This window comes from Arthrobacter sp. B0490 (genome assembly GCF_002929355.1).
Classification (GTDB): Bacteria; Actinomycetota; Actinomycetes; order Actinomycetales; family Micrococcaceae; genus Arthrobacter_D.
The window spans coordinates 73,958-87,295 of sequence record NZ_PJIR01000006.1 but is presented as its reverse complement, the minus strand read 5'-3'; the positions used below and the strand labels follow the sequence as shown (position 1 = coordinate 87,295).

14 protein-coding genes are annotated in these 13,338 nt (G+C 71.2%); 4 read left to right on the top strand and 10 right to left on the bottom strand.

What is annotated here, in order from left to right:
* Positions 1-3: 3 nt before the first annotated feature.
* Both CXQ97_RS11215 and CXQ97_RS11210 read right to left on the bottom strand, forming a co-directional pair.
* Positions 4-447 (bottom strand): DUF1232 domain-containing protein, encoded by a 444-nt coding sequence (locus CXQ97_RS11215; protein WP_104180950.1) that lies wholly within the window; start codon positions 445-447, stop codon positions 4-6.
* Positions 448-458: 11 nt separating this feature from the next.
* Entirely contained in the window at positions 459-1,103 is a 645-nt protein-coding gene (locus tag CXQ97_RS11210; protein ID WP_181035050.1) for a TetR/AcrR family transcriptional regulator, read from the bottom strand.
* 64 nt (positions 1,104-1,167) lie between these two features.
* On the opposite strand from CXQ97_RS11210, the gene CXQ97_RS11205 reads away from it, so the two are divergent.
* From CXQ97_RS11205 to CXQ97_RS11195, 3 genes are all read left to right on the top strand, one after another.
* Complete coding sequence (locus CXQ97_RS11205; protein WP_181035049.1) at positions 1,168-1,998, top strand: ATP-binding cassette domain-containing protein; 831 nt, start codon at positions 1,168-1,170, stop codon at positions 1,996-1,998.
* Between the two features lie 3 nt (positions 1,999-2,001).
* Positions 2,002-4,344 (top strand): YhgE/Pip family protein, encoded by a 2,343-nt coding sequence (locus tag CXQ97_RS11200; protein ID WP_104180947.1) that lies wholly within the window; start codon positions 2,002-2,004, stop codon positions 4,342-4,344.
* An 88-nt stretch (positions 4,345-4,432) separates the two neighbouring features.
* The gene (locus tag CXQ97_RS11195) at positions 4,433-4,753 is read left to right on the top strand and encodes a putative quinol monooxygenase (RefSeq protein WP_104180946.1); all 321 of its coding nucleotides are present in this window, start codon (positions 4,433-4,435) and stop codon (positions 4,751-4,753) included.
* A gap of 21 nt (positions 4,754-4,774) precedes the next feature.
* Here CXQ97_RS11195 and CXQ97_RS11190 read toward each other — a convergent pair whose 3' ends face one another.
* The gene (locus CXQ97_RS11190; protein WP_104180945.1) at positions 4,775-5,329 is read right to left on the bottom strand and encodes an N-acetyltransferase; all 555 of its coding nucleotides are present in this window, start codon (positions 5,327-5,329) and stop codon (positions 4,775-4,777) included.
* Between the two features lie 99 nt (positions 5,330-5,428).
* Positions 5,429-7,231, bottom strand: coding sequence for a bifunctional UDP-sugar hydrolase/5'-nucleotidase (locus CXQ97_RS11185; protein WP_219815410.1), 1,803 nt, complete (start codon positions 7,229-7,231; stop codon positions 5,429-5,431).
* 158 nt (positions 7,232-7,389) lie between these two features.
* Here CXQ97_RS11185 and CXQ97_RS11180 point away from each other — a divergent pair, with 158 nt between their 5' ends.
* On the top strand, positions 7,390-8,373 hold the full coding sequence (locus CXQ97_RS11180) for an alpha/beta hydrolase (RefSeq protein WP_104180944.1): 984 nt from the start codon (positions 7,390-7,392) through the stop codon (positions 8,371-8,373).
* A 52-nt stretch (positions 8,374-8,425) separates the two neighbouring features.
* On the opposite strand, the gene CXQ97_RS11175 is transcribed toward CXQ97_RS11180, so the two are convergent.
* The 6 genes from CXQ97_RS11175 to CXQ97_RS11150 form a co-directional block, all read right to left on the bottom strand.
* On the bottom strand, positions 8,426-8,809 hold the full coding sequence (locus CXQ97_RS11175; RefSeq protein WP_146069634.1) for a hypothetical protein: 384 nt from the start codon (positions 8,807-8,809) through the stop codon (positions 8,426-8,428).
* Positions 8,810-8,992: 183 nt separating this feature from the next.
* On the bottom strand, positions 8,993-9,337 hold the full coding sequence (locus CXQ97_RS11170; protein WP_104180942.1) for a cupin domain-containing protein: 345 nt from the start codon (positions 9,335-9,337) through the stop codon (positions 8,993-8,995).
* A gap of 63 nt (positions 9,338-9,400) precedes the next feature.
* Positions 9,401-9,961, bottom strand: a complete 561-nt coding sequence (locus CXQ97_RS11165; RefSeq protein ID WP_104180941.1) for a dihydrofolate reductase family protein — start codon at positions 9,959-9,961, stop codon at positions 9,401-9,403.
* Between the two features lie 43 nt (positions 9,962-10,004).
* Complete coding sequence (locus CXQ97_RS11160; RefSeq protein WP_219815409.1) at positions 10,005-10,907, bottom strand: alpha/beta fold hydrolase; 903 nt, start codon at positions 10,905-10,907, stop codon at positions 10,005-10,007.
* Positions 10,904-11,755, bottom strand: a complete 852-nt coding sequence (locus CXQ97_RS11155; RefSeq protein ID WP_104180940.1) for an SDR family oxidoreductase — start codon at positions 11,753-11,755, stop codon at positions 10,904-10,906. The genes CXQ97_RS11160 and CXQ97_RS11155 overlap by 4 nt, the downstream gene beginning before the upstream one ends.
* Positions 11,752-13,272 carry an NAD(P)/FAD-dependent oxidoreductase gene (locus CXQ97_RS11150; RefSeq protein WP_104180939.1) on the bottom strand — a complete coding sequence of 507 codons (1,521 nt, stop codon included), beginning with the start codon at positions 13,270-13,272 and terminating at the stop codon, positions 11,752-11,754. The genes CXQ97_RS11155 and CXQ97_RS11150 overlap by 4 nt, the downstream gene beginning before the upstream one ends.
* Positions 13,273-13,338 lie beyond the last annotated feature (66 nt).

The window sequence follows — 13,338 nt, the reverse complement described above, 5'->3', positions numbered from 1 at the left end:
ACGTTACGCAGTATTGCGCCTTGACCTCCGCGTGTCGGGGTCTCCCGTGCCCGCCAGTCGGCGCAGGAGGCGGAGCCCGGCGTCGGACCCCGGCCAGTGCCGTTCCAGTGCCCCCGCGCCTGCGCTCCGCACCACCGTGCGCAGCACGCCGGCCACGAGGAGGATGTCGTCCGCATACCCGATGACGGGCAGGAAATCCGGGACGAGGTCGATCGGCAGGACCAGGTAGGCCATCAGGGCCCAGAGCAGGAGCCGTGCCCACCGCGGTACGGCGCGGTCGGCAGCGAGACGGCGGAGGAGCCGCAGGACGTCGGGCCCGAGGCGGAGGACGTCGGTCATCGACAGGATCTCGGGGTGCCGCCGCGCATGGACGGCCAGGGCCAGGAGGAAGAGCGCGTAGGCGGCGAGGAGCGCGAGCGCCGACCTCAGCAGTACCTCCCAGTCCATGCCCGTACCTCCTATCGTGCGAGGGCCGCGCGCAGGACGGCCGCGATGCTCCCGGTCACCTGTTCCTCCGTGACGGCGTCGGGATCGGCCGCGCACTCCACGGCCATGCCGTTGACCGTCGCCAGGAGGATGGTCGCGAAGACCGTGTAGTGCTCGGGGTCCGACGGCGCCCCGAAGGCCGCGGCCCGCTCGGCCAGCGTCGTCGCGAGCAGGGTACGCCGGGTGCGCCGGTGCTCGCGGAACACGGCGCCCACCTCGGGGTCCCGGCCGGCCTGCAGGGCGAACTCCACGACGAGCGCATGCCAGCGCCGCTCCCGCACGACGCCGCGGGCGAGATAGCGCGCCGTGTGCAGCACCGTCTCGTCGAGCGAGGTGATCCCGTCCACCTGGCTGAGGACGTCGGCCGCCGTGTCGGCGAGCCGCTCGCTCAGGAGGGTGGCGAACAGCTCCTGCTTGGAGCCGAAGTTGGAGTAGACGGCGCCCTTCGTGTAACCCGCGCGCTCGGCGATGGTGTCGAGTCGGGCGGCGACGTAGCCGATCTCCTCGAAGACCTCGAGTGCCGCGGCGAGCAGCCCGGCCCGGACGTCCTCGCGGCGGGGGCGCCGCCGCGGCCTGCCCGCCGTCGTGCTGCCGCTGTCCATCGTTCCAGTCGTCATCCGTCCTCCTCGGACTAGGATACCATCGGTATTGAATACTGAGAGTATTGAAATGAAGGACGCCATGACCACTTCCCAGCCCGTCCCGCCCGCCCGTCCCGCCGACGGGGTCCCCACCGTCTCCGTCGAGGGGCTGGCACTGTGCGCCGGGAAGCGGACGATCTTCAGGGACGTCTCCTTCGACGTCCCCACGGGGTCGCTGGCCGTCCTCGCCGGGCCGTCCGGCAGGGGGAAGACAGCCCTGGCGCTCGCCCTCGCCGGGCGGCTCACCCCTACTGCCGGGCGTGCGACAGTCCTCGGGCTCGCGCTGCCCCGCCACGCCGGTTCGGTACGCCGCAGGGTGGGCTTCACCGGCAACGAGAGCGTGACGCCGCTCGACGGGACGCTCACCGTGAAGCACCACGTCGCGGAGGCCCTGCAGCTGGCGGGCCCGTGGTGGAGGCCGTCCGCCTCCCGGAAGCGCGTGGACCGCACGATCACCGCCGCCAACGACCTCCTGGGTGGCCTGGAGGACGTGTTCGGCGACGGCGAGGGTGGGGCACCCCTGGTGCAGGCCCGGCTCCACCGGAGCGAACTCGTCCGCGACGCCGCCCCCGCGGCACGCTTCGCACTCGGCCTCGTCCTCGCGCTCGCCTCCGATCCCGACATCCTCGTGGTGGACGACGTCGACCGGCTCCGCACGGCCCCCGAGCGCCGCGCCGCCTGGGCCGCACTGCTCACCCTCGGGCACACGCGCGACGACGCACGCCCGCTCACCGTCGTCGCGACCTGCCGTGACCGGCAGGAACTCGCCGATGTCCTCGCCCCCGGCCACCGCCTCGAGGCACTGCCCCTGCGGTCCGCCGCGGTCCACACCCTCGAGGCGCCTCCGACCCCAGCCCCCGAAATCAGGTAACGCGTGTTCTCCCTGCTCCGCACGGAACTCTCCCGCTTCCGCATCACCCTCACCGCGAAGGCCGCCCTGCTGGTCATCGCGATCATCCCGGCCCTCTACGGCGGTCTCTACCTCGCCGCGAACTGGGATCCCACGGGCAACCTCGACCGGCTGACGGCCGCCGTCGTCGACGAGGACCAGCCGGCCACCACCACCGGACCGGACGGCGGCGGGAGCACCGTGTCCGCCGGCGCCGACCTCGCCGAGTCGCTGACTTCGTCGGACGATGCCGGCTTCACCTGGGTCCGGGTCGGCGGGGACGAGGCGCAGGCGGGCCTCGACGACGGCACCTACGCCGCGATCCTCACCATCCCGTCGGAGTTCTCGTCCACCCTCGCGTCCGTCGGGGGCGACGCTCCCGCCCGGGCCGTGCTCGACATCACCACCGACGACGCCGACAGCTACATCGTGGGCCAGGTGGGCAACACCGTCGCCGCGAACCTGCAGCGCCAGGTGCGGACCGGCGCCACGGAGGACTACCTCGACAGCATCTATCTCGGCTTCTCCTCGCTCCACGGCACGCTGACCGAGGCCGGCGACGGCGCCGGCAGGATCGCCGAGGGCGCGCGGGGCGCCGATGAGGGATCCGCGTCGCTCGTCGTCGGGCTCGGGAGCCTCGTCGACGGAAGTGCCCAGCTCTCCTCCGGCAGCGCCCGGGTGGCGAGCGGCGCAGCGGACCTCGAGACCGGGGCGGCCGACCTCTCCACGGGACTGGGTCGACTCGGCACGGCGACCACGGACCTCGTCCCGCAGTCCCGGCAGCTGGCGGACGGAGCCGCAGTCGCAGCCGCAGGCGGGGTGACGCTGCGGGACGGCGCTGCGCAACTCACCACGGGGACGCAGTCGGTCTCCGACGGCGCCGCGCAGGTGGCCGACTCGTCCTCCGTCCTCGCCGACGGCACCCGGCGTGTGGCCGACGGCCTGGCGCAGGTCGGGGACGGGGCCGGCGCCCTCTCGGTGGGCGCGACCCAGCTCCAGGCCGGCGCAGGGCAGGCAGCGTCCGGTTCGCGCACGGTGGCGGACGGCCTCGCGGGGCTCGCGGCGACGTATTCCTCCCTCACCGACGCCGAGCGGCTCGCCGCCCTCCAGCAGCTGGCCGCCGGCGCGGACGGTGCGGCCACGGGCAGCGAGCAGGTCGCCGTCGGCGCGGGCAGCCTCGCCGCGTCGTCCACGGACCTCGCAGCCGGGGCCGCCGCCGCCACCGATGGCGCCTCCGACGCGGCGGACGGCGCCGCCCGGCTGGCAGCGGGTGCCTCCGACCTCTCCCGGGGTGCGGGCGGCGCTGCCGCCGGAGCCGCACAGGTCTCCGCGGGTGCCGCCGGCCTCGCCGACGGGCTCGCCCAGCTCCAGTCCGGTACGGCCGGCCTCGCCGACGGGACGCCGTCGCTGCGGGACGGGATCGTGTCGGCGTCGGACGGCGCCGCGGCGCTCGCCGCGGGGGCCTCGGGCCTGAGCGACGGCGCGGGGCAGGTCGCCGGGGGAGCGGCAGGACTGGCGGACGGCTCCACCCGGGCGTACGACGGCGCCACGCAGCTCGAGGACGGCCTCGGGACGCTGTCCACCGGCTCCTCGGAGCTGGCGCAGCAGCTCGACCAGGGCGCCGGGCAGGTGCCGGACTACGACGCCGCCCAGCGCGCGGAGCTGAGTGGCATCGCCGCCTCGCCGGTCACGATCGACAGGACGCACGTCAACGCGGTGGACGCCTACGGTGAGGGCATGGCACCGTACTTCATCCCGCTGGCGCTCTGGGTGGGCGGCATCATCACGTACACGGTGCTGCGGGCGGTCTCGCCACGGGCCCTCGCCTCGACGGCTGCGTCCTGGCGGATCTCGGCCGCCGGGTACCTGCAGGGTGCGCTGTTCGCCGTGCTCCAGGCCCTCGTGCTCCTGGGTGTCCTGGCGGTGGGTGTCGGGCTGACCACGCCGCATCCGCTGGGGCTGCTGGCCTTCACCGTCCTCACCGCCCTGGTGTTCACGGCCATCCACCAGTCGCTCGTCGCCCTCCTCGGCGGGGTGGGACGGCTCGTGGCGCTGGTGCTGCTGATGCTGCAGCTCACCTCGGCGGGCGGCACCTACCCCGTGGCGACCGCGCCGGGCTTCTTCCGGTTCCTCAGCCCGCTGCTGCCCATGACGCATGCCGTCGAGGGGTTGCGCCACCTCGTGGCGGGCGGCGACCTCGGCGTCGCCTGGCTCTCCGCCGTGCAGCTCGGAGTCTTCTTCGTGCTCGCCGCGGGACTCTCGGTCGTGGCGTCCCACCGCAGGCGCTCCTGGTCCCTCGAGAAGCTGCATCCCAGCCTCGCCCTCTGACAACCGCGTCTGCCGGCGCGCATGCGCTCCGGGGGTGGGACCCCCTAGGTTGGGTAGGTACCCACCTCCGTCGGAAAGGCACCATCCCATGATCTTCATCGTCGTCAAGTTCACCGTGAAGCCCGAGTGGAGCGACCGCTGGATCGACCTCACCCGGGACTTCACGGAGGCCACCCGCCAGGAACCGGGCAACCTGTGGTTCGACTGGTCGCGCAGCGTCGAGGACCCGAACCGGTTCGTCCTCGTGGAGGCGTTCCAGGACGACGCCGCCGAGGCCCACGTGAACAGCGGCCACTTCTCGCAGGCCATGCAGGACATGCCGCAGGCCCTCGTGGAGACACCGGAGATCATCAGCGAGCGCATCGGTGCCGAGGGCTGGGGCCGCATGGGCGAGCTGACGATCGCGTAGGAGGTCCGTCCGCGGCGGGCGTCAGGCGGCGCTCTCCGCTCGTACCGGAAGTGCCTGCTGCAGGATGAAGTCGTCCTCGAAGCGGTCACCGAGTCGGAAGCGCTTCGTGCCCACCCTCCCGAACCCGTGCTTCTCGTAGAAGCGGATGGCTCGGGCGTTCTCCTGGTTCACGCCGAGCCAGACGCCCGGTAGCCCCGACGCGGCCGCGAGCTCCAGGGTCGCGGCCATCAGGGCGGAGGCCGAACCCCGGCCGTGGTGGTCGGGATGGACGTAGAACTTGCTGAGCTCCACGACCGGCGAGATCGACAGGGCGGCCAGCACGTCCGTGTCCGTGGGCTGGTCCAGGACGACCATGCTCCAGCCCGCGATCCCGCCGTCGGCGCGGATGCACAGCATCGTGTGCCCCGGGAGCTCGGCGAGCGCCGCGAAGCGTTCCGCCGACAGGTGCGTGGCGATATGCTGCTGGACGTCCTCGGGCCGCGAATCCGCAGGGCAGGCGAGGGGGAAGGTGACGGCGGCGCAGGCGGCGAGCGCAGCGGCGTCGTCCGTCGTCGCCCGCGAGATGTCGATGGTCATGCATCCAATCTAGGCCGAACGACGGCAGGACGCGGACCGGGGTCCGCGTCCTGCCGCTCAAGGGTGTCGGTGCGGGGGTGGGCCCGCACCGGACGGGGACTAGCCGAAGACCGGCTCGCCGTTGCGGGTGAGCTTCCAGTTCTCCTCGGAGAACGTGGCCGGGTCGATCGTGCCCTCGGCGCTCAGGAAGTCGATCAGGAGCTGGCGGATCTCGGTGGTCTGGTTCACGAGCACGGGGGCCGTCGCGATATGGGGGAAGTTGCCCCCACCGGACTGGCGGTAGTTGTTCGTGGCCACGGCGAAGCGCTGGGCTGGATCGATCGGTGCCCCGGCGTGGTTGAGGTTCACGATCCGCTGGCCGACGGGCTTGCTGATGTCGATGTCGTAGGAGACGCCGGACATCATGTCGTAGTTGTAGTCAGGGGTGCCTCCCGCATTGGTCAGCGTCGCAGGGTCGACGGGGGCGCCCGGAGCGGTCTGGACGAAGTACTTCGCCGAGTACTCGAGGTAGTCCTTCACCTGCGCGCCGGTCAGCTCCACACCGAAGAGCGTGTTGGGGAAGACGTACAGGCCGGCCATGTCGCGGATGGTGACGGGGCCCTCGGGGATGACGGCGGCCCGGTTGAAGGGCGCCACGATGGACAGGACCGGGAGGTCGGCGTTCGGAGTCCCGTTGAGGGCCTTGTCCACGGCGCCGGCCTGCACGTGGTTGACGAAGTCCATGACGGCCGTGTCGCGGATCCGCGCGTCGGCTGCGGACATGGTCTCGGTCGCGGTGCCGATCGGCGTGTTCACGTAGTCGATCGTGCGCTGGTGCTGGTCGGCGGCGAGAGCCGAGATCTTCGGATCCGCCGGCACGGTGTTGGTGGTGAGCAGTTCCGAGTTCGCTGAGGTGACGTCCCACTGGCCCCGGACCTTCGTGAGCTCGAAGTCCATGACGGACAGGCGCATGCCCCAGTTCCTGGGTTCGGTGAGGAGGACCTGCTCGCCGGTCTGCTTGTTCGTGACGAAGCGCTCCGGGATCTCCTGGTGCTCGTGGCCGGCGAGGATCGCGTCGATCCCCGGGACCTGCTCCGCGATGAGGGTGGAGGCGTTCTCGACCGGCAGGCCGGCGCCATAGGAGGACGTGCCGGAGGGCCCGGAGTGCGAGCTGACGACGACGACGTCGGCGCCGGCGGACCTCATCTCGGGGACGTACTTCCGGGCCTGCTCCACCATGTCGTCGAACCGGAGGCGGCCCTCGACGTTGTTCTTGTCCCAGATGGCGCTGCCGGGTGTGGTGAGCCCGAGGATGCCGACGTTGATGGGCTTCTGGCCCTTGAGCTTGACGGTCCTGATGACGTAGGGCGTGAAGGCGTCCTCGCCGGTGGTCGCGTCCTTGACGTTGGCGCCGAGCAGCGGGAAGTCGAGCTGCTCCTCGTAGGTGCGCAGGAGCGGGAGCCCGTAGTTGAACTCGTGGTTCCCGAGCGTGGTGGCGTCGTAGCCCATCGCGTTCATCGCGGCGGCCATGGGGTGGGTCTCACCCGTCTCGGTGATCGGCTCCACCGTGGCGAAGAAGTCGGTCAGGGAGGTGCCCTGGATGGTGTCGCCGTTGTCGATCAGGAGGGTCGATCCGGCGCCGCGGTCCGCGCGGACCTGGTTCACGAGGGTGGAGATCTTGGCGAGTCCGACGTCGTTGTGCGCGGCGTCGTCGTACTCCGCGTTGGTGAAGTAGTCCCAGTTCTCGATGTAGCCGTGGAGGTCGCTGGTACCCAGGACGGTGATCGAGACCGTCGGGTCCTTCGGGCCCTTGGTCCCGCCGGGTGCGGCGGTCGCGGCGGGTGCGAGTCCGAGGGCTGCGATGCAGCCGATGGCGACCGCCGCGGCGGCGCGGTGGTGGCCCGTGGTGAAACGTCGTGACACGTGGAATCAACTCCTGTAGGGATGCGGTGGCAGCAGACTACCCGTGACCGGTGACACACTGGTGACGCTGGCCTTGCTCCCGGTGAACGGAGGGGGCCGGTGCCGTGCGCCCGCTCCAGGGACGCGCGGGCAGGGACAGGCCGGGGAGGACCGCAGACTTGACGCAGGCAGATCAGCAGGACGCGTACCGCGAGGACGTCCTGGGTAGCGGGTACGAGGTGCGGACGCTTCCGCTGCGTCCCGATGACGAGGGCGACGTGGTGGCGACCCTGGTCCGCAGCACCGTTCCCGGCGGGTCGCGCAGGGCCGTGCTCTACGTACACGGCTTCGTGGACTACTTCTTCCAGACCCATCTCGCCGACGCCTGGCACGAGGCCGGGTTCGATTTCTACGCGGTGGACCTCCGCAAGTACGGGCGGTCCCTCCTCGGGCACCAGACCGCGAACTACATCACGTCCCTCGAGGACTACGACGAGGAGCTGGACGAGGCGGCACGCATCATCCGCGAGGACGAGGGGCACGACGTCCTCGTGGTCATGGGCCACTCGACGGGAGGACTGGTCACGTCACTCTGGGCACACCGGCGCCGCGGGCGGGGGATCGTCGACGCACTCGTCCTCAACAGCCCCTGGTTCGATCTCCATGCGAGCCTGTTCCAGCGCACCCTCGGGACGGCGGCGGTCCACAGGATCGGGACGCTCAGGCCGCGTGCCGTCGTGGGGAAGCTCGGCGTCTCCTACGGCCATTTCCTCCACCGCGACAACGGCGGGGAGTGGGACTACAGCCTGACCTGGAAGCCGCACGGCGGGTTCCCCGTCGTCGCCGCCTGGCTCGCGGGCGTCCGCCGCGGACACGCCGAGCTCAATCGCGGCCTCGCCATCGACTGCCCCGTCCTCGTGGCGTGCTCCGATGCCACCTCGAACCCGGCGAAGGAGCCCGCGAGGATCTCGTCCACGGACGTGGTGCTCGACGTCGCACACATCGCCGGGCGTGCGCCGAAGCTCGGCGGGCTCGTCACCCTCGTGCGGATCACCGGGGGGATCCACGACCTCACGCTCTCGCCGGAACCGGCCCGATCCACGTTCTTCGCCGAACTCGCACGCTGGCAGGAAGCGTACGTCCCCGCGGCTCCCGGGCGCTGACGCGGAGCGGGCGGCTTATGGGACGTGCCGGGGCCGGACGTCGTCAGGCCGGTCAGGCCGGCCGGCGTGCGGCCAGCCGTTCGGCGAGGGCCTGCTCCTCGCACATCGCCGAGTGTGCCAGCGTGAACACCCTGGCGTCCGAGCGCAGGTGGCCGATGAGCGCCGGTGCGGCGCGGGCGTCCCGTGCGTCCGGTTCCAGGAGCAGGGCCGCGGTGGCCTGGAGCCTCCCGGCCCCGGCCTTCGCCGCCGCGAGGCGGAGCCGCTGGGCGGCGTCACGCCACTGCTCGGGGTCGGTGCTGCGGAAGGAACGTTCGATCGTGAGGATGTGTTCGTCCAGCAGGTCGGTGAACCGGGAGACGAAGGATGCAGCGGCCCGAAGCGAGCCCAGGTCGGCGACGAGCCTGGAGAAGGCCGCCTTGTCGATGATGGGCTGCACCTTCGCTCCTCTCGCGCCGGACCGGTGGTCGAAGGGCGCCCGGACGGGCCCCTCCCTGGTCGCCACCGGACACCCAGTCTTTCCGTGCGACATGAAGCCGGGGTGCAGAGAAGCTCGAGGTCCCATCAAGATCTCCCGAACTCGGGGCGAAGCCGGCCCTGTCCGCGGGAACGCCGGGGACCGTTAGGCATCGGGGCCGAGGGTCTCGGGGGACGCTTCCCCCGCCGAGGCCCCCTTCAGTTCCACGAGGATGCCCCGCGTGGGCGTCCTGCCGGTGTTCTCCCCGGAGTGCCGCTGTGCCGGGAGCCAGACGGCCTGACCCGCGGACAGGTGTGTGTCGAACACCCTGTCGCCGGAGGAGAGCCGGCGCGAGAAGGAGGTCAGCGGGACGAGGACGCTGTTCGGGTGATCGTGCGGCGTCGTCCGGTCGCCGGGTTCGTCCACGTATTCCAGCACCCGGACGAATTCGTTCTCCCAGAGCACCGAGTAGTGGTCGGGGTCCGTGATGGTCGGATCGTCGTTGATCATGGCTGGACTGTACGCCGCTCCGTCCGCGGTGGCCAGAGGACCTGGACCTGGGTGGACCCGCGTTCAGGCCTCCCGCCCGACGTCGTAGACCAGGACGGCGAACTGTCCCTGCTGCTCGGCGGAGCGCAGGGTCAGCCGGTCCGATTCGACGCGCAGGGGCAGCAGCGGGGCCCCTCCGGTCAGGGCGACGGGGGCGACGGCCACCTGGATCTCGTCCAGCAGGCCGGCGGCGAGGAACTGGCCGGCCAGGTCGCCGCCGCCGACGATCCAGATGTCGCGCCCTCCCGCTGCCTCGAGTATCCGCTCGAACACCGGGCGGACATCGCCCGAGACGAGCCGCACGTCGGCACCCTCGGGGACGGGCAGATCGCGGGTGGTGAAGACGAACGTGGGCCTGTCCCCGTACAGGGTCCGCCACTTCGCGGGCTCCTCGAGGAGCCTCTCGAACGCCAGCACCCACTCGTACGTGGTCGAGCCCTCCACGAGCACGCCCATCGAACCGAAGAAGCGCTCGTAGTGTCCGGGCGGGGGAGGCTCGACGGCGAAGAGCCAGTCGAGGGAGTTGTGCTCGTCCGCGATGAAGCCGTTGAGCGTGGAGGCCGTGTAGAAGATGACGCGCGTCATGGCTCATTCCACCATCCGGCGGGCGCTGCGGAAAGGGCGCCGTCTACCCCTGTTCCTCGATGCCGTGGATGAACCGCCGGACGAGGGCGTCGAACTCCTCCTCCCGTTCGATCTGCGGCATGTGCCCGGTCTTCTCGAACAGGTGGAACTCCGCGTGCGGGAAGACAGCGCGGGCGTGCTCGAGGTGGGACGCCGGCAGGATGCGGTCCTCGTCGCCCCACACCACGAGCGTCGGCTTGTGCTGGGCGGCGACCGTCCGGAGCAGCTCGGTCCGCCAGCGACGCCGTACCCCGCGGAACGTGCCGAGGTGCCGAGCGACGGCGAGCAGCACCTCGTCGTGCACCGGGTTCCCGCCCACCTGCTGCGCGTGGTCGAGCCGTTCCTCGGTGACGAACCTCTTGTCGTAGAACAGTGCGCGCTCCGTGCGGTACGCGGTCCTGCGTGACTTGTCCTTCAGGAGCCGCCGCCCCACGGGACGGATCGCGAGGATACGCAGCGCGAGGGTGACCTCCCTGCCGAAGCCCGCGCTGTTCGCCAGCACGAGGCTCCGCACGCGCTGCGGTTCGAGGGCGCTGATCTTCAGGGCGATCGCGCCGCCCAGGGAGTTGCCCACCACGTGCAGCGGCCGGTGCTCGCCCAGGGTGTCCAGGACGGCGATGACGAACCGGGCCATGGACTCCAGTGAATACCGGCCGGCGGTGCGGTCCGACAGGCCGAAGCCCGGCAGGTCCACGCTGATGACCCGGTGGTCCGGTGCGAGCCGTCCGTACAGGCCCTCCCAGTCCTCGAGGCTGCGACCGATCCCGTGCAGGAGGAGGACGGGAGGCCTCTCCCGGTCACCCTCGTCGCGGTATCGGACGCGGATCCCGTCGACGCCGAGGTAACCGTCGTCCTGCGCCGGGGTGGTGCGCATCGCGGGGGAGGACCCGACGCCGGCTGCGCTCATCGCCGGATCTTCCCGGCGAGGCGCAGGAGCCTCGTGCCGCCGCGCTCGAGGGTGCCGAAGGACATCGGCGCCACGCGGGCGACGACGTCGGGCACCTTGGCGCTGAGGCCGATCAGCAGGCGCGGCCTGCGGGCCTTGACGGCCTCGAGCATGAGTTCCGCGGCCCGGTCCGCAGGGAAGGTGAGGAGCTTGTCGAACTCGTCCTTCGCGCGGGTGACGTCGATGTCGCTCAGGTTCCCGCCGATGCGCGCATTGCGTGCGATGTTCGTCCTGATGCCGCCCGGATGCACGGTCGTGGTGCCGATCCCGCGGGGCAGCAGTTCGTTGCGGAGCGCCTCGGTGAACCCGCGCAGTGCGAACTTGCTCGACGAGTAGGCGGTCTGACCCCTGGGCCCCACGAGACCGAACAGGCTCGAGACGTTCACGATGTGGGCTTCCGGCGTCATCCTCGGCAGCAGATGGTGCGTGAGCCTGACCGGCGCGGAGAAGTTGATGGCCATGACCCAGTCGAAGTCGTCGAGGCTGATCTGGTCGAACCGTCCGGCCAGTGCGACGCCGGCGTTGTTGACCAGGAGATCCACGCGGTCGGTCGCGGCCAGCAGGTCGGCGGCGAGGCGTTCGACGGCGTCGCGGTCGGCGAGGTCGGCGACGAACGTGGTCACGGTGCTGCCGGGATAGGAGGAACGGATGGAGGAGGCGACGGCGTCGAGCCCCTCCCCGTCCCGGTCGACGATCAGCAGGGTGCTGCCCCGTTCGGCGAGGCCGCGGGCGAGGTGCTCTCCCATGCCTCCTGCGGCGCCGGTGACGACGGCGGTGGCGCCGGCGAAGTGGAAGGGTCGGATGCTCATGCGTGGATCTCCTGCAGGTCGGGTGCCGGGACGGCGGGCGGGGTGGGGGCGTCGAAGACCATGTTCTTCCCCAGGTTGCCGCGCAGTGCGGTGGGGGCGTCGAGCAGGTAGTTCTGCCGCATGGTCCACGGTTGCCGGTCGCCCTGCTTGGGGAAGGCGGAGACGGCGCGCTGCACGTACCCGGACGTCAGGTCGAGGATGGGGCGGGCCTTCATCCCGCTGTCGACGGCGGGGGCTCCGTAGCGGTGCCCGTGGCGGTCCAGGTACCGGATGAGGCGGCAGACGTAGCGCGAGCTGAGGTCGGCCCGGAGCGTCCACGACGCGTTGGTGTAGCCCACGCAGAGGGCGAGGTTCGGGACACCGCTGACCATCAGGCCCCGGTACACCCAGGAGTCGCCGAGGTTCACGTGCTGCCCGTCCACGGTGAAGGTGGCGCCGCCGAGCGGCAGCATCGCCAGCCCGGTCGCGGGGACGACGATGTCGGCCTCGAGTTCCTGGCCCGAGGAGAGGCGGATGCCGTCCGGGGTGAAGGTGTCGATGGTGTCCGTGACCACGGAGGCCCTGCCGGACTTCAGGGCCTTGAAGAAGTCGGCGCTCGGTGCCACGCACAGACGCTGGTCCCACGGGTTGTAGGCAGGTGTGAAGTTCTCCTCCACGGTCTTCTCGTCGTCGAGGATCCGCGCGGTCTGGGTGCGGATGAGCTTCTTGGCGATCTCCGGGCGGCGGCGGCACAGCTGGTAGAACGCCTGCGTGAACAGGACGTTCTTGGCGCGGGCCACGTGGTGGGCGGGCCCGGCGGGGAGGTGTCGGCGTGCGGCGTCCGAGAACCTGTCACGGCTCGGCACGGCCGTGATGTAGGTGGGGGAGCGCTGCAGCATCGTGACGTGCGCGGCGTCCTTCGCCATGGACGGCACGAGCGTGACGGCGGTGGCGCCGCTGCCGATCACGACGACGCGCTTGCCCGCGTAGTCGAGGTCCTCGGGCCAGAACTGGGGGCGGACCGTTTCGCCCTGGAAGGACTCGTGGCCGGGGAAGGACGGCTCGTACCCGTGGTCGTAGTCGTAGTAGCCGCTGCACAGGTAGAGGAACCCGCAGGTGACCTGCCGGCGGTCGACCGTCCGGGCGCTGCCGTCGTCGGCCGTCACGTCCAGGTCCAGCGTCCAGCAGGCATCGGCCGAGGACCAGGCGGCGCTGATGAGCCTGGTGGAGAAACGGATGCGTTCGCGGATGCGGGGGTCGTCGGCGGTCTCGCGGATGTACTGCAGGATCGACGAGCCGTCGGCGATCGCCTTCGCCTCGGTCCAGGGGCGGAACGGGTAGCCGAGGGTGAACATGTCGCTGTCGGAGCGGACCCCCGGGTAGCGGAAGAGGTCCCACGTGCCGCCGATGGCCGCGCGTGCTTCGAGGACGGCGAAGCTCTTGCCCGGCAGCTCGGTGGAGACCCGGTAGGCGGCGCCGATGCCGGAGAGACCGGCGCCGACGATGACGACGTCGAGATGTTCGAGGGGAGTGTCCATGCTTCCATTATTCCGGCGGCCGTCGAGGCAGGACTTGACTTAGCGCGACACCTATTTACCCTTGGA

What these genes read in the sequence shown, in the direction of transcription:
- CXQ97_RS11210 (WP_181035050.1), bottom strand. Translation starts at nt 1,103, where the DNA reads ATGACGACTGGAACGATGGACAGCGGCAGCACGACGGCGGGCAGGCCG.
- CXQ97_RS11195 (WP_104180946.1), top strand. Translation starts at nt 4,433, where the DNA reads ATGATCTTCATCGTCGTCAAGTTCACCGTGAAGCCCGAGTGGAGCGAC.
- CXQ97_RS11155 (WP_104180940.1), bottom strand. Translation starts at nt 11,755, where the DNA reads ATGAGCATCCGACCCTTCCACTTCGCCGGCGCCACCGCCGTCGTCACC.
- CXQ97_RS11170 (WP_104180942.1), bottom strand. Translation starts at nt 9,337, where the DNA reads ATGATCAACGACGATCCGACCATCACGGACCCCGACCACTACTCGGTG.
- CXQ97_RS11215 (WP_104180950.1), bottom strand. Translation starts at nt 447, where the DNA reads ATGGACTGGGAGGTACTGCTGAGGTCGGCGCTCGCGCTCCTCGCCGCC.
- CXQ97_RS11160 (WP_219815409.1), bottom strand. Translation starts at nt 10,907, where the DNA reads ATGAGCGCAGCCGGCGTCGGGTCCTCCCCCGCGATGCGCACCACCCCG.
- CXQ97_RS11150 (WP_104180939.1), bottom strand. Translation starts at nt 13,272, where the DNA reads ATGGACACTCCCCTCGAACATCTCGACGTCGTCATCGTCGGCGCCGGT.
- CXQ97_RS11165 (WP_104180941.1), bottom strand. Translation starts at nt 9,961, where the DNA reads ATGACGCGCGTCATCTTCTACACGGCCTCCACGCTCAACGGCTTCATC.
- CXQ97_RS11205 (WP_181035049.1), top strand. Translation starts at nt 1,168, where the DNA reads ATGACCACTTCCCAGCCCGTCCCGCCCGCCCGTCCCGCCGACGGGGTC.
- CXQ97_RS11190 (WP_104180945.1), bottom strand. Translation starts at nt 5,329, where the DNA reads ATGACCATCGACATCTCGCGGGCGACGACGGACGACGCCGCTGCGCTC.